This window comes from Halomonas sp. DP1Y21-3, from assembly GCF_019801245.1.
Classification (GTDB): domain Bacteria; phylum Pseudomonadota; class Gammaproteobacteria; order Pseudomonadales; family Halomonadaceae; genus Halomonas; species Halomonas litopenaei.
On record NZ_JAHVJM010000003.1, the window covers coordinates 621628 to 647075 of the forward strand.

Here is a 25448-nt window from a genome sequence, read left to right on the forward strand (position 1 = left end):
CCGGCTTGATGCGTATCAGTGTCCGCCAATGAAGTGAGGGATGGAGCGAAGGGATGACGCGCTGCACCGGGGCCGGGTGTGGACAACCTGGCGATGGTGGGAATCCGACTTGCGGGTCAGGCGTGCAGATAAAGGTGGCGATGAGCTTGTGAGTCGTTCTGTGGATAACCCTGTGTGGCACCTTGTGAAAAGCGGTGGGCAGGCGGTGCAGGGGCTGTGGGCAGCGGTGTATAAGTCGCCTGTCAGTGGTGGATCAGCGGCTCGCTCGCTGTGGTAAACGAAAACGGGCCCCGCAGGGCCCGTGGTCTTCTTGCCGGAGCCTACTGACCGCCGGAGGGGAAGTGGAACTCCGCCTGGGTGGTCTCGAAGGGCGAGGGCCAGCGCTGTGACACCGCCTTGCGACGGGTGTAGAAGCGCACAGCGTCAGGGCCGTAGGCGTGCAGGTCGCCGAACAGCGAACGCTTCCAGCCGCCGAAGCTGTGGCTGGCCACCGGCACCGGCAGCGGCACGTTGATACCCACCATGCCGACCTCGATGGCGTCGGTGAAGCGACGCGCCGCCTCGCCGTCACGGGTGAACAGGCAGGTGCCGTTGCCGTACTCGTGGGCGTTGGTCAGGGCGATGGCCTCGTCGAGGCTGTCGACACGCACCACGCACAGCACCGGGCCGAAGATCTCCTCGCGGTAGATGGTCATCTCCGGGGTGACCCGGTCGAACAGGCAGCCGCCGACGAAGAAGCCGTTCTCGTGGCCCGGGACCACCAGGTCGCGGCCGTCGGCCACCAGCGTGGCCCCTTCCTGCACGCCCTTCTCGATATAGCCGAGCACCTTGTCGCGATGCTGGGCGGTGACCAGGGCGCCCATGTCCAGGCCCTTGTCGGTGCCGGGGCCGATCTTCAGCGCGGCGATCTTGGGGCCCATGGCCTCGATCAGGCGGTCGGCGGTGTCATCGCCGACGCACACCGCCACCGAGATCGCCATGCAGCGCTCGCCGGCGCTGCCGTAGGCGGCCCCCATCAGGGTGTTGGCGGCGTTGTCGATATCGGCGTCGGCCAGCACCACGGCGTGGTTCTTGGCGCCACCGAGGGCCTGCACCCGCTTGCCACTCTCGGCGCCACGCCGGTAGATGGTTTCGGCGATGGGGGTCGAGCCGACGAAGGACACGGCCTTGACCTCGGGGGCGTCGAGCAGCGCCTCGACGGTCTCGCGGCCGCCCTGAACCACGTTCATGATGCCCTGGGGCAGGCCGGCTTCCTCGAGCAGGCGGGCGACCGCCAGGGCGGCGGACGGGTCCTTCTCGGAGGGCTTGAGCACGAAGGCGTTGCCGCAGGCGATGGCCATCGGGTACATCCACAGCGGCACCATCGCCGGGAAGTTGAACGGGGTGATGCCGGCCACCACGCCCAGCGGCTGAAAGTTGGAGAAGGCGTCGATGGACGGCCCCACGTTGTGGGAGTACTCGCCCTTGAGCAGCTCCGGCACGCCGCAGGCGTACTCGACGTTCTCGATGCCGCGCTTGAGCTCGCCCATGGCGTCCTCGAGGGTCTTGCCGTGCTCCTCGCTGATCAGTTGCACCAGACGATCGGCGTCACGCTCCAGCAACGCCTTGAAGCGGTACATCACCTGGGCGCGCTTGGCCGGCGGGGTATCGCGCCAGGCCGGGAAGGCCGCCTGGGCGGCGTCGATGGCGGCCTTGATGGTGTCGGCATTGCCGTCGGCGACCTGGCGAATGGTCTCGCCGGTGGCCGGGTTGGTGACCGGCAGGTGGCGGCTGGCCTCGAGATCCTGACCATTGATCCAGTGATTGACGTTGTCCATCGAGGGTCCTCAAGTGTCGAAAGGGCGGACGGGCATGGCCCGTCCGCGCTGTGGATAACGCTGTGAACAGTGGGTGTAAAGGTTGTCCACAGGCTGTCGGTTTCAGGTGGATAAGCCGGGCGCTCGGTACCGGCAAGCGGCCTCAGTAGTGCGGCCCCAGTCAAGCGGCCTCAGTCGAGCCGGTCGAGGGTCTCGGCGACGGCGTCGAACAGGCGCTCGAGCTCCGCCTCGGTGGTGGCGAAGGGAGGGCCGAACTGCAGGGTGTCGCCACCGAAGCGCACATAGAAGCCGGCCTCCCACAGCGCCAGGTGGGCGTCGCGCGGGCGGATGGCCGGATCACCGTCGCGCGGGGCCAGCTGGATCGCCCCGGCCAGGCCGAAGTTGCGGATGTCTACCACATGGGAGCGGCCCTTCAAGGCGTGCAGGCGATCCTCGAAGGCCGGGGCGATAGCCCTGACCTGGGCCGGGAAGTCCTCGCGCTCGAGCAGGTCCAGCGCGGCCAGGGCGGCGGCGCAGGCCACCGGATGGCCGCTGTAGGTGTAGCCGTGGGGAAATTCAATGGCGTGCCCCGGGCCGCCGGCGTGCATGAAGGTGTCATGGATCTCGCCAGAGGCGATCACCGCACCCATCGGCACGCAGCCGTTGGTGATCTGCTTGGCCACCGTCATCAGATCCGGGGTGACGCCGAAGGCCTCGGCGCCGGTGCGCGCGCCGCTGCGGCCGAAGGCGGTGATCACCTCGTCGAAGATCAACAGGATGTCGTGGGCCGAGCAGATATCGCGCAGCCGCTCGAGGTAGCCCTTGGGCGGCACGATGACCCCGGCGGAGCCGGACATCGGCTCGACGATCACCGCGGCGATGTTGGAGGCGTCGTGCAGCGCGATCTGCTCGAGCAGCGCATCGGCGAGTTCGGCCCCGGTCTCGGCCTGGCCCCGGGTGAAGGCCTGGTTCGGCTGCAGGGTGTGGGGCAGGTGGCTCGAGTCCAGCAACTGGCCGAAGTGCTTGCGGTTGCCGCCGATGCCGCCAAGGCTGGTGCCGCCGATGTTGACCCCGTGGTAGCCCTTGGCGCGGCCGATCATGCGGGTCTTTTCCGGGCGGCCCTTGAGCCGCCAGTAGGCCTTGGCCATCTTCAGCGCGGTATCGGCGGACTCGGAGCCGGAATCGGTGAAGAACACATGGTCGAGCCCGGCCGGAGTCAGGCTCGCGACCTTCTCGGCCAGCTTGAAGGCCAGCGGATGGGACACCTGAAAGCTCGGCGCGAAGTCGAGACTGCCGAGCTGGTGGGCCACCGCCTCGCGGATCTCTTCACGGTTGTGGCCGGCGCCGCAGGTCCACAGACCCGACAGTGAATCGAACACCCGGCGGCCGCGGTCGTCGATGAAGTAACGGCCCTCGGCGCCCTGGATCATCCGCGGATGCTGGTGGAAGTCCTGGTGGGCGGTGAACGGCATCCAGTAGTGATGGTTGAGCCCGGCCCCCGCAGGGCGCTCGGCGTGGGCGTCGGGACGGGTATCGAGGGTGTCGAAGGTCAGCATGGCGAGTCTCCAGTCAGGGGCCGCAGGGCGGGCATGGACTCAGCATGGACAGGGCTTCAGGTTTGTAAAATCACTCTTTGTTGTCGTTCACGTGAGTAAAGATAAACGTTTAGTGTCGGCGATTTCTTTTCTTGACCAATTCACGCAACGGGTCTAATCCTTATATTTATTCGAATAAATGACCGAGGCGATCCGTGCCGACTTCCTTTCCCCAGCGCCGACAGAAGCTCGCGGACCTGATCTGCGAGGACATCAAGCAGAAGATCGTGATGGAGAACCTGTCGCCGGGTGACCGCCTGCCCAACGAGAAGGCCCTGATGGAGCGCTATGAATGCGCCAAGGGCACCATTCGCGAGGCGCTGCGGGTGCTCGAGGTGGAAGGCCTGGTCGCGCTCAAGACCGGCCCCGGTGGCGGCGCCATCATCCGCGAGGTGACCGTCGATCCGGCCTGCCGCGCGCTGCGCAACTTTCTGCACTTCCAGCACGTGGACGGTAGCCAGGTCTATCAGCTGCGGCGGATGGTGGAGGTCGAGGTGGCGGTCTCGGCCATGGACCGGCTCGATGCGGCGGGGCTGACCCGGCTGCGGGACAACATCGATCAGTGCCAGCGGCCCCATGAGGACGAACTCAGCCAGCGCCAGCACCGCATGCTGGAACTCGAGTTTCACAACATCCTGGCCGAGTACTGCCCCAATCCGCTGCTGCGCTTCATGAGCACCTTCCTCAACGACCTGCTGCGCGACCTGGTCGTCATCAAGAAGGCCTACAAGCCAGAGCGCCACGCCTTCGATGAATCGAACATCCGCTATCACATCGCCCTGCTGGAGGCCTTCGAGGCCAGCGACCGCGAGGCGGTGCGCCGCCTGATGTACGAGCACATGTGTGACGCCGAGCACCATATGTCGGCCCTGGAGGGCGAGATGGCCAAGCAGTTCCTGGTCTCACCTGACGCCCTCGGCGAGGCGGGCGGCTAGCCTCCTGGCCCCCGACCTGCGGCAAACCAACCAACAATGACAACAACTGCCACCCCACGCCAGCGACCCCTCATCCACTCCGATGACGTCGAAAAAAGAGGAACAACAATGACTGTGCGCAAGACCTCCCTGATGCTTTCCGCCCTGGCCCTTGGCCTGGCGACCCAGCCGCTGCTGGCCCAGGATCAACAGCCGCTCACCTTCTACGGGGTGAAGTCCCTCTCCGGTGCCTTCGCCAGCTACGGCAAGTACGCCGAGATGGGCTCCCGGCTGGCGGTGGAAGAGGCCCGAGAAACCCTCGGCCGCGATATCGAGTACGTCAGCCTGGACACCGAGGGCAACGCCGGCCGCGCCATCCGCAAGGTGCAGGAAGCGATCAACCAGGACGGCGGGCGACTGTTCAACGGTGCCACGCTGTCATCCACGGCGCTGGCGGTGGGCAAGGAAGTGGCCGGCGTCGAGGGCGTGTTCATGACCCCCGCCGGCGCCGACGAGCTGACCGGCAGCGAGTGCAACGCCTCCACCTTCCGCTGGTCGGTGCCGACCTACGGGGCCATCCGCGAGACCCTGGTGCCGCTGATCGAGGCGTTACCCGAGGCCAAGCGCTTCTACACCATCACCCCCGAGTACGTGTTCGGCGAGGCGCTGCTGGACAACGCCAAGGCGGTGTTCGAGGAGTACGGCGTCGAGCACGTCGGCAACAGCTATCACTCGCTGCAGGAGCAGGAGTTTTCCGGCTACCTGACCAACGCCATGTCGGCGGCGCCGGACGTGCTGGTGCTGTTGAACTTCGGCTCCCAGTCCTCCAACGCCCTGCGCCAGGCGCGCAACTTCGGCCTCAACGAGCAGATGGACATCCTGATGGTGTGGTCGGCGGGCCTCGACCAGTTCGAGGAACTCGGCGCAGCCAACGTCGACGGCATCTACTTCGGCGCCCAGTACTGGCACGAGGTCGACACCCCCTTCAACCAGCAGCTGGTGGCCTCGGTGCGCGAGGCCTACGACATCACTCCGACCTATCCCCTGGCTGCCGACTACACCATGACCCGCGTGATGCTTGAAGTGGCCGATGCCAGCGGGGCCAGCGAAGGTCCGACGCTGATCGAGGCGCTGGAAGGCTACACCTACCAGGGCCCCACCGGTGAGGAGACCATCCGCGCCTCCGACCATCAGGTGATCAAGGACTACTACCTGCTCAAGGGCAAGGCCGAGGGCGAGATGGAAGACCCCGACGACTACGCCGACGTGATCAGCGCCGGGCGCTCCTTCGTCACCCCTGAGGACTCGCCCTGCCAGCTGTAAGGCTGTCAGCTTGCCAATCTGCCGGGGACGGCGTCCCCGCCACGACAGGAGTCGGGACCATGCTTAACGTCTATCTGTTCCAGATCCTCAACGGTCTGGGGCTCGGGATGATCTATTTCCTGATTTCGGTGGGATTGACGCTGATCTTCGGACTGTTGAACTTCGTCAACTTCGCCCACGGGGCCTTTTTTCTGGTGGGCTCCTACCTCTGCTACACCCTGGTCAGCCTGACCGGCAACTTCTGGCTGGCGCTGATCGCAGGCCCCTTGCTGGTGGCGCTGCTGGCCTGGGCGCTGGAGCGCAGCCTGATCCAGCGCATCTACCACCTGCCGCATACCTTCCAGATTCTGGTCACCCTGGGCATCGCGCTGATCATCCAGGAGCTGTCGATCATGATCTGGGGCCCAGTGGGCAAGAGCATCCCCACCCCGGAGGCACTGCAGGGCGTGGTACGCATCGGCAACTTCGCCTACCCCTACTACCGGCTGTTTCTGATCGGCTTCAGCGCCCTGGTGGCGGTGGTGCTGTGGCTGCTGCTCGAACGCACCCGCTTCGGCGCGCTGGTGCGCGCCGGCAGCGAGTCCACCGAGATGGTATCGCTGCTGGGTTCCAACATCTTTCGCCTGTTCTCCATCACCTTCGCCCTCGGGGTGGGTCTGGCCGGGCTTGCCGGGGTGCTGTCGGCGCCGCTGCGCGGGGCGCACCCCTTCATCGGGCCGGAGGTGCTGGGCCTGGCCTTCGTAGTGGTGGTGATCGGTGGCATGGGGTCCTTCACCGGCGCCCTGGTGGCGGGGCTGATCGTCGGCGTAGTGCAGAGCCTGATGACCTCGCTGTGGCCCCAGGGCGCCAGCCTGATGATCTACGCCGCCATGGCGGTGGTGATCCTGCTGCGTCCCCACGGACTGTTCGGGAGAGCATGAGATGATGACCAAGACACTCGATACCGCCGCTGCCAACCCGGGCCGGCGCCGCTTCAAGGGGCGTCTCGGCGCCGGCACCACCCTGGCGATGCTGGCGGTGATGGTGCTGCTGCCGCTGGTGCTGCCCTCCGCCACCCTGGCCACCGAGATCCTGATCTTCGCCATGGCCGCACTGGCCTGCAATCTGCTGCTTGGCTTCACCGGACTTCTGTCCTTCGGCCAGGCGATCTTCTTCGGCGCCGGTGCCTACATCAGCGCCCTGGCGATGATCCATCTCGACGCGGGACTGATCGGCGCGCTGCTGATCGCCGTGGTGTCAGGCTGTGTGCTGGCACTCGGCGTGGGCATGCTGTGCATCCGGCGCAAGGGCATCTACTTCGTGATGCTGACCCTGGCGCTGACCCAGATGGCCTACTTCCTGGCCTACACCCTGAGCGACTGGACCGGTGGCGACAATGGCCTGCTCGACGTGCCGCGCCCGCCGCTGGCGGTGGGCGAGACGACCCTGATCAGCTTCGCCTCGCCGCTGGCCTTCTATGCCCTGGTGGCCACGCTGTTCGCACTGATCTACGTGGTGGCCCGGCGCATCACCGACTCGCCGTTCGGCAGCACCCTGCTGGCGATCCGCGAAAACGAGCAGCGCGCCTCGGCGCTGGGCTACGACACCCGCCTGTTCAAGATCATGGTGTTCGTGCTGTCCGGCGGCATCACCGCCCTGGCCGGGGCGCTCTACGGCATGCTGCTGAACTTTGTGCCGCTGTCGAATATCGAGCTGTTGATGTCCGAGCAGATCCTGATCATGACCATCATCGGCGGGACCGGCTCGCTGTTCGGTTCGCTGCTGGGCGCCGGCGCCATCGTGCTGCTGGGCGACCTGCTGTCGTCGATCTGGCCGCGCTGGATGCTGCTGCTGGGCGTGGCGCTGATCGCGGTGGTGATCTTCATGCGCGGCGGTCTGTGGGGCGGGCTGTCGAGCCTGCTGGAGCGACGCCGTGGCAACCACGCCGAACCGCACAAGGAGGCCAGCCATGACTGACGTACTGCTGGAAACCCGCGACCTGGCCTTGGCCTACGGTGCCTTTCGGGCGGTGGACGGAGTCAGCCTGCGTATCGCCCGCGGCAGCATCCATACCGTGATCGGACCCAACGGCGCCGGCAAGACCAGCCTGTTCCATTGCCTCACCGGTGAGCGTCGGCCCACCGCCGGGCGCATCCTGCTCGATGGCCGCGAGATTACCAGGGAGCCGCCCCACGGCCGGGTCGGCCTGGGCATGTCGCGCTCCTTCCAGGTCACCAGCCTGTTCCAGGAGCTCAGCGTCCACGAAAACCTGCGCCTGGCCGCCCAGGGCATCGACGGCTGGCGTGCGCTCAACTTCTGGCAACGCCTGAACAAGCGCCGCGAGCACCTGGCTCGGGCCGACGAGATCCTTGAGCGCATCGGTCTTGCCGAGCGCGCCGGGGTGGCGGCAGGGGAGCTGTCCCACGGCCAGCAGCGCATCCTCGAGGTGGGCATGGCGATCTGCCCGCGGCCCAAGCTGCTGCTGCTGGACGAGCCCACCTCGGGCATGGGCATCGACGATATCCCCAGCATGACCTCGCTGATTGGCGAGCTGGGCAAGGACCACAGCATCCTGCTGATCGAGCACAACATGAGCATCGTGATGTCGATCAGCGACACCATCACCGTGATGAACCGCGGGCAGGTGCTGGTCGAGGGCGACCCCGAGACCGTGCGCAGTGATGCCCGCGTGCGTGACGCCTATCTGGGGGAGGCCGCCTGATGCTCGAGATCAAGGATATCCACAGCTACTACGGCAAGAGCCATGTGCTCGAAGGCGTCTCTTTGACGGTGGGCGAGGGCGAGCTGGTGACCCTGCTGGGGCGTAACGGTGCCGGCAAGACCACCACCCTGAAGAGCATCATGGGGCTGGTCGACACTCCCGCCGGCAGCATCGAGCTCAACGGTCAGTCGCTGCTTGGCCAGCCGCCGTTTCGCATCGCCCGCCAGGGCGTGGCGCTGGTGCCGGAGCACCGCGGCATCTTCAGCATCCTCAGCGTGGAGGAAAACCTGCAGATCGCGGTACGCGCCGGCAGTCGCTGGCAGATGGCCGACATCTATCGCTGGTTTCCGCGCCTCGAGGAGCGCCGCCGCAACCGCGGCAACGCCCTGTCCGGGGGCGAGCAGCAGATGCTGGCGATCGCCCGGGCGCTGCTCAACGACCCGCGGATCCTGCTGCTCGACGAGCCCACCGAGGGCCTGGCCCCGGTCATCGTCGACGAGATCGTCAAGATATTGAAGGCGATCCGCGAGGAGGGCCTGTCGGTGCTGCTGGTCGAGCAGAACCTGCGGGTCTGCGAGGCGGTGGCCGACCGCCACTACATCCTCGAGCAGGGCCAGATCGTCTACACCGGCAGCGCCGACGACTTCCGTGACGATCCCGGCGTGCGTGATCGCTACCTGGCCCTGAGCGCCTGAGACCACTCTTTTGCAAGGACGATACCCATGACCGTTTCCGTGACCCCATCCGAGGCTGCCGGCGCCGTGCTCAAGAGCGACGGCGAGCGCCTGTGGCAATCCTTGATGACCCTGGCCGAGCTGGGCGCGACCCCCAAGGGGGGCGTCAATCGCCAGGCGCTGACCGAACTCGACTGTCAGGCCCGTGACCTGTTCATCGACTGGTGCCGGGCCGAGGGCTGCCAGATCCGCATCGACGCCATCGGCAACATCTTCGCCCGACGGGCGGGCAGCGAGCCCGGCATGCCGGCGGTGATGACCGGCAGTCATATCGACACTCAGCCCACCGGCGGCAAGTACGACGGTTGCTTCGGCGTGCTGGCCGGGCTCGAGGTCATCCGCACCCTCAACCAGCACGCCATCACCACCCGGGCCCCGGTCGAGGTGGTGGCCTGGACCAACGAGGAAGGCTGCCGTTTTCCGCCCTGCATGATGGGCTCCGGGGTGTTCACCGGCGAGCTTGGCCTCGATGAGATGCTGGCCCGCTGCGACGACCAAGGGGTCAGTGTCGGCGAGGCGCTGGACGCCATCGGCTATCGCGGCAGCGACCGTGTGGACCTCGACGAGGTGAAGGCCTACTTCGAGGCCCATATCGAGCAGGGGCCGCTGCTCGAGGATACCGCCACCACCCTGGGCGTGGTGATCGGCGCGCTGGGGCAGAAGTGGTTCGATGTCACCCTGACCGGCGTCGAGGCCCACGCAGGCCCCACTCCCATGCACCTGCGCAAGGACGCCCTGGTCGGCGCCGCCGAGATCACCCTGGCGGTCAACCGCATGGCCAACGAGGCGGCGCCCCACGGGCGCGGCACCGTCGGCGTACTGACGCCCCACCCGGGCTCGCGCAATGTGATTCCCGGCCAGGTGCGGATGACCGTCGACCTGCGGCATCTGGAATCGGACGCCCTCGAGGACATGGCCGCCCGGCTCGCCGAGGTGGTGGCCGAGGTCAGCCAGCGCCACGGTCTGCGGGCGGAGCTCACGCCCACCGCGGACTTCCCGCCGGAGGCCTTCGACGAGACCTGCGTCAAGGCGGTGCGTGCCGGCGCCGAGGCCCATGGCCTGTCGCACATGGACATCGTCAGTGGTGCCGGTCACGACGCCATCTTCCTTGGCCGGGTGGCGCCCACTGCGATGATCTTCGTGCCCTGTGAAGGTGGCATCAGTCACAACGAGATCGAGTACGCCACGCCGGAGGACCTGCACGCCGGCTGCAACGTGCTGCTCCACGCGGTGCTGGACAGCGCCGGCGTTGCCGCTCGGGCCGAGGGAGGGCAGCGATGAGTCAGGCAACGCTCCCCCCTGGGCGTCAGGCCAGCGACGAGCCGGCCCTGGCCGAGCTGGGCGCCTGCCAGGCGCTCGAGGCCTTTCGTCAGCGGCGATTGACCCCGAGCCAGGTGATCGAGGACTGCCTTGCGCGGATCGCCCGGGACAACCCAAGGGTCAACGCCTTCGCCCATGTCGCCGGCGACGAGGCGCTGCGTGCCGCCGAGGCCTCCACCCGGCGCTGGCGCGAGGGCACGCCATGCGGCCCGCTGGATGGCATCCCGGTCACCATCAAGGATTTGACGCTGACCCGTGGCATGCCGACCCGCATGGGCTCGCGCACCAGCGACCCGGACGCCGCGATGGAGGTGGACGCCCCGGTCAGCGGCTTTCTGCGCCAGGCCGGAGCGATCATCGTCGGCAAGACCCTGTCGCCGGAGTTTGGCTGGAAGGGGGTGACCGACAATCCGCTCCACGGCATCGCCCGCAATCCCTGGAATCCTGCGCTGACCCCGGGGGGCTCCTCCGGGGGCGCCGGGGCGGCGGCGGCGCTCAACCTCGGCATGCTGCACCAGGGCAGCGACGCCGGCGGTTCCATCCGCATCCCCTGCAGCTTCACCGGCACCTTCGGTATCAAGCCGACCTTCGGCTGGGTGCCCCAGTGGCCGGCCAGCGCCATGAGCACCCTGTCGCATCTGGGACCGATGACCCGCAGTGTCGAGGACAGCGCCCTGATGATGAGCCTGCTGGCGCAGCCGGACGCTCGCGACGGCTACCTTGGCGGCCCCTGTCCCATCGACTGGCGCGCGCCGCCGCCGCAGGACCTGCGTGGCTGGCGCGTCGCGCTGAGCCTGGATCTGGGCTACGTTCAGGTGGCGCCGGATATCCGCGCCCGGGTGGAGCAGGCCGCCAGTGAACTCGAGGCGCTGGGGGCTCGGGTCGAGCGCCTCGACCCGGGCTTCGAGGATCCCATCGACACCTTCAATACGCTGTGGTTCTCCGGCGCCTCCCAGGCGCTTTCGAGGCTGTCGCCACAGCAGCAGGCGCTGCTGGACCCCGGCTTTCTCGAGATCGCCCGTCGCGGCGCCGATATTCCCCTGGCCGAGTATCTCGACGCCCGCCGCCGGCGCGCCGAGCTGACCGCTTGCATGGCCGACTTTCATCGGCGCTTCGATCTGCTGGTGACCCCGACGATGCCGATCTCGCCCTTCGAGGCCGGGCATAATGTGCCGCCGCGGGGCCCCTACCGGGAATGGATGGACTGGACCCCCTTCACCTATCCATTCAACCTGACCCAGCAGCCGGCGGCGTCGCTGCCCTGTGGGCTGGACGACCAGGGCCTGCCGGTGGGGCTGCATCTGGTGGGGCCGAAGTTCCGCGATGACAGGGTCATGCAGGCGGCCGCGCTGCTGCAGGCGCGCCTGCCTCGGCTGAACCCGCCGGGGCTCGGTTAAAGCGCTCCGTCCTTCAAGGCGGATACAGCGGACGATGCGGCGAGGGTGATAGAGAGTCGACCGCAAACGACAGCGGGGCCGATCGGCTCCCCTGTCGTTTTTCATGGCGCCCGATTCATGCCGCGCCGTCTTGTGGCGCCCAGTTGATGAAGCGCCTTCTTGTGGCGCCCGGGGCCGCGCCGACAGACGGATATCCCTCACTAAAGTCGCATTTCGCCGTCGTCATGCTCTGGCTATCTTGGGTACACGAATGCTTTGTATTATGTAATACCTTAAGTGCAAAAGCCGAAGTAGTCGTCACAAGAGCAGCAACCACAAGAGCAGCAGTCCCCACAGGAACGGCCACACCGCCTTGCGTCGGCCGTCCCCGCAAGCCAACAACAAGCACTGCCCTGACGGTGGCAAGGAGTGGAAGAGATGCGCAAGTCGATGAGCATGACCCTGGGTGGCCTGGCGCTGGTCGTCAGTGCCTCGGTCGCGGCGGACTATCCGGAGCGCGACGTTCGCATGATCGTGCCCTGGGGCGCCGGCGGCGGTACCGACGGTATCGTGCGCAAGATCTCCAACCTGGCCGAGGAGCCGCTGGGGGGCACCGTCTACGTCGAGAACATCGAAGGCGGCATGAGTGCCAACGGCCTGGTGCAGGCGCTGGGCGCGCGCCCCGATGGCTACACCCTGATCGCGTTGACCTACGACAGCGTCGTCACCATCCCGTGGCAGGGAATGCTGGCCGGCTACGATATCGACAAGCTGGATCTGATCGCGCGGATCACCAGCGAGCCGGACGCCGTCGTGGTGCCGGAGGATTCGCGCTTCGATAGCCTCGAGGCATTGATCGAGGCGGCCAAGGCCGCGCCGGGGGAGATCCGCGCCGGTATCCAGAACATGGGCTCGCGGACCCACCTGACGCTGCTGCAGTTGCAGGATCAGGCCGAGGTGGAGTTCAAGATCGTCTCCTATCCCGGTGGCGCGGCGCCCCAGAAGGAGGCTCTGCTCAACGGCGAGGTGGACCTGGCGCTGACCAGCCTCGGTGACTTCGAATCGCTGATCTCGGCGGGTGACGCCCGTGGCCTGGTGGAGTTCACCGACGTCCAGAGCGAGAGCTTCCCCGACGTGCCCCCGGCAACCGAGCTGGGCTACGACATCCAGATGGGCAGTTTCGTGATCCTGGCGGCGCCTGCCAATACGCCGGACGACGCCGTGACGGCCCTCGAGGCGGCCTATCAGCAGGCCTACGACAGCGAGGAATTCCAGAACTGGCTGGTCGACGTCGGTGTCACCCCCAACTGGCTGGGCACCGATGAGGTCGAGGACTGGGCCGAACAGACCCAGGGTGAGCTGTTCGCGCGCATGGACGAGCTGAAGGAAGCCGGCCTGATCGGCCAGTAAGCCCGCGCCGCCACCGCGGTGGCGGCTCTTTTCCGGAGGACTCCCGATGAAATCGCTCTCCCGCCTGGGGACCTGGCTGACGGGGCCGACAGGTGTCGTCGTCTGCCTGTTGGCCCTGACCCTGATCTATCTGCTCGAGGCGTTCAAGATCGCGCCGCCCATCAACAACGGGGCCCTGACCGCCTCCTTCTTCCCGGTGGCGCTCGCCGTGGTCATGCTGCTGGCGCTGGGTGGCGTGATCCTCGCCGATCGACGCGAGGCGGCCAGTGGCGAGGCAGGTGATGAGGCCGGCGCCGGGGAAAGCGACGAGGGCGGCGACAACCGTGGCGATGCAAAGGTGGCGGCGTGGCGGGGGCCGGTGGCGGTCACCCTGCTCACCGCCGTCTATATCGCCCTGTTTGCCCACCTTGGCTACTTCATCGCCACCTTCCTCTACGCCTTCAGCATGACGCTGGCCTTCGCCACCGGGCGGCCCTCGCCGCAGGCGCTGGCGTTCAAGGCGCTGGTGGCCGGCGTGATCACCCTGCTGGGATACGGGCTCTTCGAGCTGGTGTTCCAGGTTCGCCTGCCGACGCCCTGGATCTGACCCATGGACTATCTGATCGAACTCTCCAAGGGCCTTGCCGTGCTGATGCAGCCCGACATCCTGCCCTACCTGATCGGCGGCTACCTGATCGGCACCTTCTTTGGCGCCGTGCCGGGGCTTACCTCGATGCTGGCCATCGCCCTGCTGTTGCCGTTGACCTACAGCCTCGACATCACCGCGGCGCTGGTCGCCTGCGCCGCCATCTTCATGGCCGGCATGTGCAGTGGCAGCATCACCGCCACCACCATCAATATTCCCGGTGCCCCGGCCTCGATGATGACCGCCATCGAGGGCTACCCCATGCAGCAGCGGGGCGAGGGCGCCAAGGCGCTTGGCCACGCCGCCCTGGCGTCGATGATCGGCGGTGCCCTGGGCGCCATCATGCTGATGGTGATGGCGCCGCTGGCCACCGAGGCGGCGCTGCTGATTCGCACGCCGGGCAAGTTCTCGCTGATCGCCTTCGCCCTGATCGTGATCGTCATCTCCCAGCGTGGGGCCATCTCCAAGGGCCTGGTCGCCACCACCCTGGGGGTGATGGTGGCCACCGTCGGTATCGATGTGATGCAGCCGGTCACCCGCTTCACCTTCGGCACCGGCGTGCTGATGCAGGGCATCGACATCATGCCACTGGTCATCGGCGCCTTCGCCGTCAGTGAGCTGCTGGTGCAGTCGCAGAACCGCGCCTCGCGCACCGTCGAGGTCGACGCCATCAAGGCCAGCGTCATTCGCCGTCGGGACTTTATTCCGCCCTGGAGCGAGGTGCGTGAAATCGGCGTCTATCGCTACGTCAAGACCGCCATCATCGGCTACAGCGTCGGCGTGCTGCCGGGCGCCGGAGGCTCCATGGCGGCCTTTGTCGCCTACGCCGAGTCCATGCGCAGCTCACGCCACCCGGAGAAGTACGGCAAGGGGGCGGTGGAGGGCATCGCGGCGGCGGAGGGCGCCAACAACGCCATGTGCAGCGGCGCCTTCGTGCCGATGCTGTCGTTCGGCATTCCCGGCGATCCCACCACCGCCATCGTGCTGGGCGTGCTGGTGATCAACGGTCTGCAGCCCGGGCCACAGTTCCTCGACAGCCAGCTTGCGCTGGTGGCACCGATGTTCATGGCGCTGCTGGTGGCGGCCCTGGTGATGGTGCCGCTGACGCTCTACGTGCTGGGGCCCTGGTTCGTGCGCATCGTCTCGATCCGCCGCGATGTGCTCTACGCCAGCATCGCGGTGATCGCGCTGGTCGGCTGCTACGTGGCTACCTACTCGATCTTCCAGATGGGACTGGCGCTGGTGTTCGGGGTGCTCGCCTTCCTGCTGCGGCGTCAGGGCTATCCGGTGGCCTGCCTGCTGCTCGGCTTCGTGCTCGGCCCGAGCCTGGAGGAATACTGCCGACGCTCGCTGTCGCTGTCCGACGGCAACCCGCTGATCTTCCTCACCAGTCCTGACAGCCTGTTCTTTCTGGCGCTGACCGGGGTGTTCTACTACTTCATGGTGGTGAGAAAGCCCGAGGCGCGACAGCACGCCTGAAACTCAGGTTGGTGAGTGATGGCTGGGAGACACGACAAGGCCGCGCCCTCGGGCGCGGCCTTGTCGTGGTGGGCTGAGTGGAACGCGACGGTCAGACGTGCTTGTCAGGCGGCGCTCTTGGTAGGTTCAAGCGGACGCGAGGGACCGAAGTGCTCGTAGTGACGGCGCTGCTCGGGGATACCCAGTTCTGCCAGATGACTGTCGATGGCGCTCATGAAGGGCGGCGGGCCGACGAAGTAGCACTGGGCGTCGCCGCCGGGCAGCAGGCGGGCCAGCAGCTCACGCTCGAGGCGGCCCTTGATGTCGCCGCCGTCGCCTTCCTCGTAGGCGCAGACCCGGGTCAGCAGCTGCGGATACTCCTGGGCAAGGGCGTCGACCTCACCACGGAAGGCGTGGTGGTCGATGTTCCGGGCCGCGTGGATGTAGCAGACCCGGCGTCCCTGGGCCAGGGCCTGGCGTGCCAGCGGCAGCATCGGGGTCTGGCCGACGCCGCCGCTGATCAGCATCACCGGCGCGTCGCCATCGTCCAGGGTCAGCTCACCGGCGGGGGGCAGCAGTTCCAGGGTGTCGCCGACGCGCATCTGCTGATGCAGGAAGTTGCTGACCAGACCGCCCGGCTCCTGTTTCACCGAGATACGATAGCTACGGCCGTTGGGGCTGCCGGACAGGCTGTAGTGGCGATGCACGATTGCCTCGTCCACCGCCAGACGCAGGCCGATGTACTGGCCGGGCTCGGCGTCGGCCACCGGCTGGCCGTCGACCGGCTCCAGGGTGAAGGAGCGAATCACCTCGCACTCGCGCTGGATCTGGGCGACACGGAACTCGCGCAGACCACGCCAGCCGCCGGGGCGCTCGGCGAAGGCCTGGTAGCGCTCGGCTTCGGCAGCGATCAACAGCGCGGCCAGGTCGTTGTACAGGGCCGCCCAGGCGTCGGCGATCTCCGGCGTCACCACCTCGCCCAGCACCTCGCCGATGGCGGCCATCAGGCATTCGCCGACGATGGGGTACTGCTCGGGCTGGATACCCAGCGAGACGTGCTTGCTGATCACCGTCTGCATCGAGTCGATGACCTCCTGGGGCTGGCGGCGCAGGCCGACATAGGCCAGCACCCCTCGCGCCAGCGCCTTCGGCTGGCCACCGTCGGCCTGATGGGCCTGGTTGAACACCGCCTTGACCTCCGGGTAGCGCTCGAACATCAGCGGATAGAAACGGGCGGTGATGGCGTCGAGGTGTTCGGCGACCAGAGGGGCGGTGGCATCGATGATGGCGTCTTGGGCAGCGGTGGTCATGGCGTCTCCTGTCAGGGATATGGCGCAGCGCGCTCCCACTGTGGCAAAAAACCTTCACCGCGTCGGAGGCCTGGCTCGTTTGGGCTTACTTTGCTCTATGGCTTGTGAACAGAGCATCGGTTGATATGCCTCGACACCTTCGGTGCTTCCACGGGGTCCGGGCGTATCGCTCGTTGCCTTTCTGTACCCTGTATGGAGCAAGCGATATGCCGCTTCGCTTGAGGTGCGCCAACTTGCCACAGTGCGGGTGACCCAGAGCGGGTAATGAGCGGGCAGTGTGGATCCACAGGGCGCTTGCCAAGAGCGCTGGTCACGCTACCCGGCTCCTTTTTTCTGGCGCGGTTCCCGGCCACGTTTGCGACCCGATTCTGTCCCGGTATTCGCCCAGGACAGTGGTAACTCTTGCGAATGAGATCGAGGTTGCATGTCGATCTGACACTACAAGTGCTATCGTTTTGACACTATTGATAGTCAAAAGGACATTCTAGGTGGTCAGCTTTCTACGACGCCTGCGTGCCCTGCTGCAGCGCCTGGGCGATGAGCAGGGCCCCGAGCTCGCCGAGGCCTGGCAGGGCGTGCTCGAATCACTGGTGGCCCCCACCGCGGCGGATGCCAGCGCGCTGCTGGTGGCGCAGGGCTCCGGCCTCAGGCCGGTGGCTACCATCGGCCTGCCCGAGGGCGTGGCCGGCAGGACCTTCGCCTTGGGCGAGCATCCTCGCCTCGCCGCCATCGCCGAGGCGCCGGGGGTCTGCCGCTTTGCCGCGGACTCGCCCCTTCCTGATCCCTACGACGGGCTGCTGGATGACGGTCTTAGTCCTGTCCATGACTGCCTGGGGGTGGCGTTGCGCGACGGCGATGAGCTGATCGGCATAGTCACCCTGGACGCCCTGACCCCGGGGGCGCTGGCCGAGCTGGATGACCAGGGCCTGCTGGCGGCGGCCGAGTTGCTGGGCACCTGCCTGCGGCTGTCCCGGCGTCTGGACGGCGCCCGCCTGCAGCTCGCCCTGCAGCGCGATGACCACGGCCAGTTACCGCGTCGGCTGACCGGCTGGCGCAGTGGCGCCATGCGCAAGCTGATGGCCTCGGTGGAACTGGTCGCCGCCACCGACATGAGCGTGCTGGTGCTGGGCGAGACCGGCGTCGGCAAGGAGCGCATCGCCCATGCCCTCCATCACGGCTCGCGACGTGCCGATGGGCCACTGGTGGTGGTGAACTGCGCCGCGCTGCCGGCCTCGCTGATCGAGAGCGCCCTGTTCGGCCATCGGCGCGGCGCGTTCTCCGGGGCAACCAGCGACCATCGCGGGCACTTCCAGATGGCCGACGGCGGCACCCTGGTGCTGGACGAGGTAGGCGAGCTGCCGCTGGAGCTGCAGCCGAAGCTGTTGCGGGTGCTGCAGGAAGGCGAGGTCCAGCCGCTGGGCAGCGATCGGCTCCAGCATGTCGACGTTCGGGTGGTCGCGGTGACCAACCGGGATCTTGCCCTGGAGGTCGCCCAGGGGCGCTTTCGCGAGGATCTCTATCACCGGCTCAGCGCCTTTCCGCTGGAGGTACCCCCGCTGCGCCAGCGTCCCGAGGACCTGGCGCTGCTGGTCGGACACTTCCTGGAGCAGAACCGGGTGCGTCTCGGCGTCGGCAACCTGCGCCTGAGCGAGGCCGCGCGGGTGTCGCTGGCGGCCTGGCACTGGCCCGGCAACGTACGTGAGCTGGAGTCACTACTGGCACGTGCCTCGCTGCTGGCATTGGCCTCGGTGGACGTGCTCGGGACGCCCGATGCTCGCCGCCGTAGCGTACGCATCGAGGTCGAGCACCTGGGGCTGGCGCCAGCGACAGCCCGGGTCACTGGCGCGCCCGCTGCGCAAGGCGACACGTCCCGAAGCGCCGTGTCGCCGGCCGATCGGCCAGCGGGCGAGGCGCTGGATCGAGAGCCCTCGCTGCGGGAGGCCACCGAGGCCTTTCAGCGCGAGCGCATCCGGCAGGCTCTGGACACTGAAGGCAACTGGGCTGGGGCGGCTCGCCGGCTGGGGCTGGACCCCGGCAATCTGCATCGCCTGGCGCGGCGGCTGGGGCTAAAGGCCTGATTCTGTCCTGGTCATCGCCAAGGGCGTGCGAGGCTGTCGCGGGGTTGGGGCTGGGTTGGGGGATGCAGGGCTTGCCAGGGTGAGTCAGGTTTGCGGCATCGGCAGTGCCTTTGATGTGCATCATGGTGATGTTGTCCAAAGCGGGCCAGACTTCACAAGACCAAGTGAATTACTCAGGTACTCGCCATGTCATCCGTCGCCGCTCGTCTGCCTCTTGCGCGCCTCGCCTTTCGTCCCTTCTTCCTGCTGGCGGCGGCCTTCAGCGTGGTGGCCCTGCTGGTGTGGCTCGCTTTCTGGCACGGCATCTTCGTGCTGTCGCCCCGGGCGGGCATGCTGTGGTGGCACCAGCACGAGATGCTGTTCGGGGTGGTGGGGGCGGTGGTGTCGGGGTTCTTGCTGACCGCGGTGCAGACCTGGACCGGCCTCAGGGGGCTGCATGGCGCCCCGCTGCTGGGGCTCGTCGCACTGTGGCTGGCGGCCAGGCTGGGGCTGGCCTTTCCCGTCTTGCCACAGGCGCTGGTGATGGCCCTGGACGTCGGCTTTCTGCTGATCGTCTGCGCCGTGATGGCGGTGATGGTGATCCGGGCAAAGCGCTGGCGCAACCTGATCTTCGTGCCGGTGCTGGCGATCCTCGCCGGTGCCAACCTGGGCAGCCATCTGGGCGTGCTCCAGGGTGACCCTGAGCTGGTGCGCCAGTCGTCCTACCTGGCGGTGCTGCTGGTAACGCTGATCATGGGGGTGCTGGGCGGTCGGGTGATCCCGATGTTCACCGCCAACCGGCTGGGCCTGAAGCGCCGCCCGGCGCTGCCCTGGCTCGAGGGGCTGGCGCTCGGCAGCCTGGCGCTGGCGGTGGTGCTGCAGCTCACACGCACCCTGGGTGGCGGTCTGCCCGACAGCGTACTGGCGCTGGCGCTGCTGGTGGCGACGCTGGCCCACCCGCTGCGCCTGATACGCTGGCAAGGCCGCGCCACCGGACGTGAACCCCTGCTGTGGAGCCTTCACCTGAGCTACGCCTTCGTGCCGCTGGGGCTTTTGCTGTGGGCCCTGGGACTGTGGGGCGTCGGCCGGGCTGAGCTGGGTGTCCACGCCATCACCGTGGGTGCCATGGGCACCATGATGCTGTCGATGATGTCGCGGGTGTCGCTGGGCCATACCGGCCGCCCCATGCGCTGCCTGCCGGGCATCGGCGTGGCTCTGGGCCTGCTGGTGGCGGCGGGACTGTCGCGCTCGCTGGTGCTGGCGCTGTGGCCCTCGGTCACCCACTGGGTCTACAGCCTGAGCATCCTCCTGTGGTGTCTCGGCTACGCCATCTTTCTGGCCCACTATGTGCCGATTCTCGGCAGTCCGCGTGTCGACGGTCAGGACGGCTAGGCTCAGATGTTACCGCTCTACCTCACCCTCAAGTCCCTGCATGTGTCGCTGGCGCTGGTCAGCGGTGCCCTCTTTGCCCTGCGCGCGCTGTGGTCAGTGACCAGCTCTTCCTGGCTAAAGCGCCCCTGGGTGCGTGTGCTGCCCCATCTGCTCGATACCCTGCTGCTGGCGGCGGGGCTGTCGCTGATGGTGCTCACCACCCAGTGGCCTCACCAGACGCCATGGCTGGCGGCCAAGCTGACCGCCCTGCTGGCCTACATCGGCTTCGGCACACTGGCGATACGGCGAGCAGCCAGCGTTCGAACGCGGGCGCTGTCGGCCTGCCTGGCGCTGCTGATCTTCGTCTATATGCTTGGCGCCGCACACCGACACAGCGTCCTGTCCTGGCTGGGATAGCCTCTTTATTGCAATGCATTGATTTACCTCAATGGCGTTGATTTTTTCTCCTGACAGCGGCGACATTGTCGTCATCTTGTCTCGTCAATTTCATCGTTTGTCGCCGATAGTTCAGGCGACTGTTTAAGTGGTTGATGGGGCGAATCAATCAAGAATTTTGGTGATGCATGTCATATTCCGAGTGTTTAACTCAGGTATAGAAGAGCGCTCCTCAATACAATGGTCAACGGGGCCAGGGAGGTCTGACTCTCCGGCACCATGGGCCAAACAATGAGGAGACGTGGTCATGGCCGAGGGTCTGACAAAATCCGCAGCACGCAACATCTTCTACGGGGGCTCACTGTTCTTTTTCCTGATCTTTGTAGCGCTGACTGCTCACAGTCACTGGTACATCGTGACGGAGTCCACCAGCGCACTTCCGCTGACCGATTCGGTACGCGAAGGCAAGCATGTGTGGGAAAAGAACATGTGTATCAACTGTCACAGCATCATGGGTGAGGGGGCCTATTTTGCGCCTGAACTGTCCAATGTCTGGACCCGCTATCACGGGCGCGAAAACCCCGAGGCGGCAAGGGCGGGACTGGCGGCCTGGATGCGCGCTCAGCCGCTGGCCGTACCCGGTCGGCGCAAGATGCCGCAGTTCGATCTGAGCGACGAGGAAATGACCTCGCTGATCGATTTCCTCGAGTGGACCGACGCTATCGATGATCAGAACTGGCCGCCCCACGTATCGGGATAGGTCGGTAGGTTCGCGTGACATATCGACAAGATCGCAATGGCGTACCCGTCGCGTGAGGGGAAACCGTGGAGGAACATGAAAAATGAAATATGAAACACAGAAGGTGGCCTACGCCTTCTTCCTGGTGGCGATGGGGCTTTTTGCCCTTCAGCTGGTGTTTGGCATCATGGCGGCGCTGGTCTACGTCTTTCCAGACTTCCTGGCCCAGTTGATGCCGTTCAACATTATCCGCGTCAGCCATACCAATCTGCTGATCGTGTGGCTATTGATCGGCTTCATGGGCTGCACCTACTACCTGATGCCGGAAGAGGCCGAACGGGAGATTCATAGCCCGATGCTGGCCTATCTGCAGCTGGGCATCTTTGTGGTGGCCGGGGTCGCCGCCCTGGTGTGCTATCAGCTTGGCATCCACGAGGGACGTGAATTCCTCGAGCAGCCCTTCTTCGTCAAGGTGCTGATCACGGTGTCCTTCCTGATCTTCCTCTACAACACCAGCATGACCCTGCTCAAGGGCCGCAAGACCACCATCAACCTGGTGCTGATGCTGGGCCTGTGGCTGGCGGCGGTGTTCTGGCTGTTTGCCTTCTACAATCCCGGCAACCTGGCGGTAGACAAGGTCTACTGGTGGTGGGTCGTGCACCTCTGGGTGGAAGGCGTGTGGGAGCTGATCATGGCGTCGCTGCTCGGCTATCTGCTGATCAAGATGTCCGGTGTCGACCGCGAAGTGATCGAGAAGTGGCTCTACGTCATCGTCGGCCTGTCGCTGTTCTCCGGACTGCTGGGCACCGGCCACCACTACTACTGGATCGGTACGCCGGGCTACTGGCAGGCCATCGGCAGCATCTTCTCTACCCTTGAGGTGATTCCGTTCTTCGCCATGGTGGTGTTCGCCTTCGTGATGTTCTGGAAGGGGTCGCGCAACCACCCCAACAAGGCCGCGATGCTGTGGACCATGGGCTGCCCGACGGTCGCCTTCTTTGGCGCCGGCGTGTGGGGCTTCATGCACACCCTGTCGTTCATCAACTACTACTCCCACGGCACCCAGGTCACCGCCGCCCATGGCCACCTGGCGTTCTACGGTGCCTACGTGATGCTGATCCTCGGCGTGATCACCTACGCCATGCCGCAGCTGCGTCGGAGCCAGCCGTTCAACCAGGTGCTCAACATGTGGGGCTTCTGGATCCTGACCTCGGCCATGTGCTTCATGACCTTCACCCTGACCTTCGCCGGTGCGGTGCAGACCCATCTGCAGCGGGTGCTGGGGATGAACTACATGGAGGTGCAGGACCAGCTCGGCCTGTTCTACACCATGCGTCTGGGCACCGGCATCGCGGTGACGGTGGGCGCGGTGCTGCTGCTCTACGCGCTGTTCGGTCCGGCCCGTCGGTCGGCCTCTGGCCAGCCGGCGATGTCCGCCAGCTGAACCCGATCGAGGCCGCCGTCAGGCGGCCTCGATGGTCTCGAGGACCCTGTTCATGACCCAAGCAACCCTGTCTCGGTGCGCCTTGCACCAGGACCCTGTGCGTGACGACATTCCCTTCTACCAGCCGACCGGCCAGGAGGTCGCGCTGTTCGAGCACGCCTTCCGCCAGCGTCTGCCGCTGCTGCTGAAGGGGCCGACGGGCTGCGGCAAGACCCGTTTCGTGCGCCATATGGCGGCACGTCTCGGACTGCCGTTGCACACCGTGGCCTGCCACGACGACCTGACCGCCTCCGATCTGACCGGACGCTATCTGTTGAAGGGCGGTGACACCGCCTGGTCCGACGGCCCCCTGACCCGGGCCGTGCGCGAAGGCGGCATCTGCTACCTCGACGAGGTGGTGGAGGCGCGCAAGGACGTGACCGTGGTACTGCACCCGCTGACCGACGATCGTCGTCTGCTGCCGCTGGAACGTACCGGCGAGCGACTCGAAGCGCCGGACGACTTCATGCTGGTGGTGTCCTACAACCCTGGCTATCAGCACATTCTCAAGACCTTGAAGCCGAGCACCCGCCAGCGCTTCGTGGCGATCTCGCTGGACTTCCCCGATGCCGACACAGAGGTCGACATCGTCGCCCATGAAAGCGGCCTTTCGCGTGGGCGCTGCGAGGCCCTGGTCAACCTGGCCGCACGCCTGCGGGCGATGAAGGGCCAGGACCTGGAAGAGGGGGTGTCCACTCGCCTGTTGATCTACTGCGCCAGCCTGATCCAGGCCGGCATGCCGGTGCTCGACGCCGCCCGGGCGGCCCTGCTCGAGCCTCTCAGTGACGATCCCGACGTGCTCAAGGGCATCGAGGACGTCGTTACCGCCACCTTCGGATAGCCACCACCATGCTGGAGTTTCTCGAGGTCGAGGAGTTCGTCGGGCGTCACTGGCACCGCTGGGCGTCACGTGCCGCCAGTTATCCTGAATATCCCGAGGCGGCGGTGACCCTCGAGGAGGTGTCGCGCTCGCTGGGGGTGCTGTTTCGCGCCAGCGGCGGAGACCCCGGCGTCACCCTGGATGCGATCGGCAAGCGCGCCTCGCGCCATCGCCTGTCACTGCGTCAGCGCCTGGGCTTCGACGAGGAGGCGCTGGAGGTCTCGCGGCGTGACGACGAGCACCTGCTGCTGCCGCAGCGACTGGCGCTGCTGCCTGAGGTTGAGCTCAATCGCGATCTATATCGCTGGCTGGCCATGTCGCTGGCCGAGCGCCGTCCGGTGGCGCGCTGCGACGATCCACTCGAACAGGATCGGGTGCGCCTGGCCGAGGCCCGGCGCTCAACCGAGGTGACGCTTGCGCGCTACCCGGGCTTCGTCCGGCGCCATGCCCGGCTGTGCCAGGCGCTGCTCGCCGTGCGTCCTCGGCGCCGCGGCCTGCCTCCGCAAGAAGCTGCGGTAGAGACACTGGTCCGGCGTCTGTTGGGCGATGACCGATCCTTCGATAGCGAGGCCCAGGCGCAAGACAGTCCCGAAGGCGACGCGTGCCAGTGGTGGGCCTGGCTGCAGGCGGCGGATGACCAAGGGCACCCGACGGTGCGCGCGCCACGGGGGTATCGGCCCTTTCTGCCGGTGCCGCTGTGGGGCGATGCGTCGACGCTCGAGTGCGTCTCGAGGTCGACCGATGAGGATGACGAGGACGAAGAGACGGCTCCGCCCCAGGCCGCCGAGGTGGAAGGTGCCCGGCGCAAGGCCGAGCGCCGCTACCAGGATCAGGCCGAGCGGGACGACCCGCTGATGCTCAATGCCTCGGAAAAGATGCTGTCCTGGGCGGAGATGGTTAACGTCAACCGCCACCTGGATGACGAGGAGGAAGACGCCGCGCGCGAGGCGGCCGACCAGATCGACGAGATCACCTTGAGCCGCAACCGGCGACGCGCCGCCTCACGGCTGAAGATGTCGCTGGACCTGGCGCCCGACGCCGCCTGTGGCGAGTCGCTGGCCGCTGGTTCCAGCGTCGAGCACCTCTATCCTGAGTGGAACTACCGCAAGAGCCGGCTGTTGCCGGCCCACTGCCGGGTGATCGCCGAACCTGCCATCGAGGAGGGCGAGCCCTGGCAGGGCGACGAGGCGGCGACGCGGCGGGTACGCCGGGTGCGCCGCCAGTTCGAGGCCCTGCGGCCTCGGCGAGAGTGGCTGCGGGGCCAGGCGGACGGTGACGAGCTGGACCTGGACGCCCTGGTCCGCAGTCGCTGCGACCTGGCCGCCGGCGGTCAGGCCAGCGACCGCCTGTTCGTCGACGCCAGGCCCCAGGGGCGTGATCTGGCGGTGTCCATCCTGATCGACGTGTCGCTGTCCACCGATGCCTGGCTGGAAAGTCGCCGCGTGCTCGACGTGGCCCAGGAAGCGCTGATGGTACTGGGCCACGGCATCGCCGGCTGCGGTGACGACGTCAGCATCCACAGCTTTACCTCCCAGCGTCGGCATCGGGTCTGGGTCAGGCAGTTGAAGGCCTTCGACGAGGCCATGGGCGAGCGGGTGGAACGACGCATTTCGGCGCTGACGCCGGGGCATTACACCCGCATGGGACCGGCCATTCGCCACCTGGCCAGGGAGCTGGGCCAACACCCCAGAAGACATCGGCTGCTGCTGGTGCTGACCGACGGCAAGCCCAACGACACCGACTACTACGAGGGGCGCTACGCCATCGAGGACACCCGCCACGCGGTGCGCGAGGCGGCGCGAGAAGACGTGCGGGTATTCGGGGTGACCATCGATCGCGAGGCCAGTCGCTATCTCGGTCGCATCTTCGGTCGAGGAGGCTACGCCATCGTGCCACGCCCGGAGCATCTCGCCCTGGCGCTGCCGGGCATCTACCGACAGCTGGTGGCCCAATGAACGTC

General features: G+C 66.7%; 21 protein-coding genes. 18 read left to right on the forward strand and 3 right to left on the reverse strand.

Going from position 1 to position 25448, the window contains the following annotated elements; all coding sequences use genetic code 11:
* Positions 1-320: 320 nt before the first annotated feature.
* Both KUV74_RS11420 and KUV74_RS11425 read right to left on the reverse strand, forming a co-directional pair.
* Positions 321-1817, reverse strand: coding sequence for a CoA-acylating methylmalonate-semialdehyde dehydrogenase (locus KUV74_RS11420; protein WP_222516351.1), 1497 nt, complete (start codon positions 1815-1817; stop codon positions 321-323).
* A gap of 170 nt (positions 1818-1987) precedes the next feature.
* Entirely contained in the window at positions 1988-3352 is a 1365-nt protein-coding gene (locus KUV74_RS11425) for an aminotransferase class III-fold pyridoxal phosphate-dependent enzyme (protein ID WP_222516352.1), read from the reverse strand.
* Between the two features lie 194 nt (positions 3353-3546).
* On the opposite strand from KUV74_RS11425, the gene KUV74_RS11430 reads away from it, so the two are divergent.
* The 11 genes from KUV74_RS11430 to KUV74_RS11480 all read left to right on the forward strand — a co-directional run bounded on the left by KUV74_RS11430 (position 3547) and on the right by KUV74_RS11480 (position 15273).
* Complete coding sequence (locus KUV74_RS11430; protein ID WP_231498582.1) at positions 3547-4326, forward strand: FadR/GntR family transcriptional regulator; 780 nt, start codon at positions 3547-3549, stop codon at positions 4324-4326.
* A 108-nt stretch (positions 4327-4434) separates the two neighbouring features.
* On the forward strand, positions 4435-5628 hold the full coding sequence (locus KUV74_RS11435; RefSeq protein WP_108132111.1) for an ABC transporter substrate-binding protein: 1194 nt from the start codon (positions 4435-4437) through the stop codon (positions 5626-5628).
* Between the two features lie 59 nt (positions 5629-5687).
* Entirely contained in the window at positions 5688-6548 is an 861-nt protein-coding gene (locus tag KUV74_RS11440; protein ID WP_108132112.1) for a branched-chain amino acid ABC transporter permease, read from the forward strand.
* Between the two features lies 1 nt (position 6549).
* A complete protein-coding gene (locus KUV74_RS11445) occupies positions 6550-7584 on the forward strand; it encodes a branched-chain amino acid ABC transporter permease (RefSeq protein ID WP_240184216.1) in 1035 nt (344 codons plus the stop codon).
* Positions 7577-8329, forward strand: a complete 753-nt coding sequence (locus KUV74_RS11450) for an ABC transporter ATP-binding protein (RefSeq protein WP_108132113.1) — start codon at positions 7577-7579, stop codon at positions 8327-8329. Before KUV74_RS11445 ends, KUV74_RS11450 begins: the two co-directional genes overlap by 8 nt.
* On the forward strand, positions 8329-9024 hold the full coding sequence (locus tag KUV74_RS11455) for an ABC transporter ATP-binding protein (protein ID WP_108132114.1): 696 nt from the start codon (positions 8329-8331) through the stop codon (positions 9022-9024). Before KUV74_RS11450 ends, KUV74_RS11455 begins: the two co-directional genes overlap by 1 nt.
* Before the next feature lie 27 nt (positions 9025-9051).
* Complete coding sequence (locus KUV74_RS11460) at positions 9052-10344, forward strand: Zn-dependent hydrolase (RefSeq protein WP_222516353.1); 1293 nt, start codon at positions 9052-9054, stop codon at positions 10342-10344.
* Positions 10341-11780, forward strand: coding sequence for an amidase (locus KUV74_RS11465; RefSeq protein WP_222516354.1), 1440 nt, complete (start codon positions 10341-10343; stop codon positions 11778-11780). The genes KUV74_RS11460 and KUV74_RS11465 overlap by 4 nt, the downstream gene beginning before the upstream one ends.
* Before the next feature lie 417 nt (positions 11781-12197).
* Entirely contained in the window at positions 12198-13169 is a 972-nt protein-coding gene (locus tag KUV74_RS11470; protein WP_197037090.1) for a Bug family tripartite tricarboxylate transporter substrate binding protein, read from the forward strand.
* A gap of 46 nt (positions 13170-13215) precedes the next feature.
* A complete protein-coding gene (locus tag KUV74_RS11475; RefSeq protein ID WP_222516355.1) occupies positions 13216-13755 on the forward strand; it encodes a tripartite tricarboxylate transporter TctB family protein in 540 nt (179 codons plus the stop codon).
* A 3-nt stretch (positions 13756-13758) separates the two neighbouring features.
* A complete protein-coding gene (locus tag KUV74_RS11480; RefSeq protein WP_222516356.1) occupies positions 13759-15273 on the forward strand; it encodes a tripartite tricarboxylate transporter permease in 1515 nt (504 codons plus the stop codon).
* Positions 15274-15377: 104 nt separating this feature from the next.
* Here KUV74_RS11480 and hmpA read toward each other — a convergent pair whose 3' ends face one another.
* A complete protein-coding gene (gene hmpA / locus KUV74_RS11485; protein ID WP_222516357.1) occupies positions 15378-16562 on the reverse strand; it encodes an NO-inducible flavohemoprotein in 1185 nt (394 codons plus the stop codon).
* A 488-nt stretch (positions 16563-17050) separates the two neighbouring features.
* Between hmpA and norR the strand changes: the two genes are divergently transcribed.
* The 7 genes from norR (at position 17051) to KUV74_RS11520 (ending at position 25443) form a co-directional block, all read left to right on the forward strand.
* Positions 17051-18640, forward strand: coding sequence for a nitric oxide reductase transcriptional regulator NorR (norR, locus tag KUV74_RS11490; RefSeq protein ID WP_222516358.1), 1590 nt, complete (start codon positions 17051-17053; stop codon positions 18638-18640).
* 186 nt (positions 18641-18826) lie between these two features.
* Complete coding sequence (locus KUV74_RS11495; protein WP_222516359.1) at positions 18827-20011, forward strand: NnrS family protein; 1185 nt, start codon at positions 18827-18829, stop codon at positions 20009-20011.
* A gap of 6 nt (positions 20012-20017) precedes the next feature.
* Complete coding sequence (locus KUV74_RS11500) at positions 20018-20407, forward strand: SirB2 family protein (protein WP_222516360.1); 390 nt, start codon at positions 20018-20020, stop codon at positions 20405-20407.
* Between the two features lie 286 nt (positions 20408-20693).
* On the forward strand, positions 20694-21146 hold the full coding sequence (locus tag KUV74_RS11505) for a c-type cytochrome (protein ID WP_045993522.1): 453 nt from the start codon (positions 20694-20696) through the stop codon (positions 21144-21146).
* Between the two features lie 82 nt (positions 21147-21228).
* Complete coding sequence (locus KUV74_RS11510; RefSeq protein ID WP_108132122.1) at positions 21229-22569, forward strand: cbb3-type cytochrome c oxidase subunit I; 1341 nt, start codon at positions 21229-21231, stop codon at positions 22567-22569.
* 52 nt (positions 22570-22621) lie between these two features.
* Positions 22622-23449 carry a CbbQ/NirQ/NorQ/GpvN family protein gene (locus KUV74_RS11515; protein ID WP_261395332.1) on the forward strand — a complete coding sequence of 276 codons (828 nt, stop codon included), beginning with the start codon at positions 22622-22624 and terminating at the stop codon, positions 23447-23449.
* Positions 23450-23457: 8 nt separating this feature from the next.
* Complete coding sequence (locus KUV74_RS11520) at positions 23458-25443, forward strand: nitric oxide reductase activation protein NorD (RefSeq protein ID WP_222516361.1); 1986 nt, start codon at positions 23458-23460, stop codon at positions 25441-25443.
* Positions 25444-25448: the final 5 nt, after the last annotated feature.

Excerpts from the sequence above, each read along its gene's own strand:
- KUV74_RS11420 (WP_222516351.1), bottom strand. The coding sequence starts at position 1,817 with ATGGACAACGTCAATCACTGGATCAATGGTCAGGATCTCGAGGCCAGC.
- KUV74_RS11425 (WP_222516352.1), bottom strand. The coding sequence starts at position 3,352 with ATGCTGACCTTCGACACCCTCGATACCCGTCCCGACGCCCACGCCGAG.
- KUV74_RS11435 (WP_108132111.1), top strand. The coding sequence starts at position 4,435 with ATGACTGTGCGCAAGACCTCCCTGATGCTTTCCGCCCTGGCCCTTGGC.
- KUV74_RS11440 (WP_108132112.1), top strand. The coding sequence starts at position 5,688 with ATGCTTAACGTCTATCTGTTCCAGATCCTCAACGGTCTGGGGCTCGGG.
- KUV74_RS11445 (WP_240184216.1), top strand. The coding sequence starts at position 6,550 with ATGATGACCAAGACACTCGATACCGCCGCTGCCAACCCGGGCCGGCGC.
- KUV74_RS11450 (WP_108132113.1), top strand. The coding sequence starts at position 7,577 with ATGACTGACGTACTGCTGGAAACCCGCGACCTGGCCTTGGCCTACGGT.
- KUV74_RS11455 (WP_108132114.1), top strand. The coding sequence starts at position 8,329 with ATGCTCGAGATCAAGGATATCCACAGCTACTACGGCAAGAGCCATGTG.
- KUV74_RS11460 (WP_222516353.1), top strand. The coding sequence starts at position 9,052 with ATGACCGTTTCCGTGACCCCATCCGAGGCTGCCGGCGCCGTGCTCAAG.
- KUV74_RS11465 (WP_222516354.1), top strand. The coding sequence starts at position 10,341 with ATGAGTCAGGCAACGCTCCCCCCTGGGCGTCAGGCCAGCGACGAGCCG.
- KUV74_RS11470 (WP_197037090.1), top strand. The coding sequence starts at position 12,198 with ATGCGCAAGTCGATGAGCATGACCCTGGGTGGCCTGGCGCTGGTCGTC.
- KUV74_RS11475 (WP_222516355.1), top strand. The coding sequence starts at position 13,216 with ATGAAATCGCTCTCCCGCCTGGGGACCTGGCTGACGGGGCCGACAGGT.
- KUV74_RS11480 (WP_222516356.1), top strand. The coding sequence starts at position 13,759 with ATGGACTATCTGATCGAACTCTCCAAGGGCCTTGCCGTGCTGATGCAG.
- hmpA (WP_222516357.1), bottom strand. The coding sequence starts at position 16,562 with ATGACCACCGCTGCCCAAGACGCCATCATCGATGCCACCGCCCCTCTG.
- KUV74_RS11495 (WP_222516359.1), top strand. The coding sequence starts at position 18,827 with ATGTCATCCGTCGCCGCTCGTCTGCCTCTTGCGCGCCTCGCCTTTCGT.
- KUV74_RS11500 (WP_222516360.1), top strand. The coding sequence starts at position 20,018 with ATGTTACCGCTCTACCTCACCCTCAAGTCCCTGCATGTGTCGCTGGCG.
- KUV74_RS11505 (WP_045993522.1), top strand. The coding sequence starts at position 20,694 with ATGGCCGAGGGTCTGACAAAATCCGCAGCACGCAACATCTTCTACGGG.
- KUV74_RS11510 (WP_108132122.1), top strand. The coding sequence starts at position 21,229 with ATGAAATATGAAACACAGAAGGTGGCCTACGCCTTCTTCCTGGTGGCG.
- KUV74_RS11515 (WP_261395332.1), top strand. The coding sequence starts at position 22,622 with ATGACCCAAGCAACCCTGTCTCGGTGCGCCTTGCACCAGGACCCTGTG.
- KUV74_RS11520 (WP_222516361.1), top strand. The coding sequence starts at position 23,458 with ATGCTGGAGTTTCTCGAGGTCGAGGAGTTCGTCGGGCGTCACTGGCAC.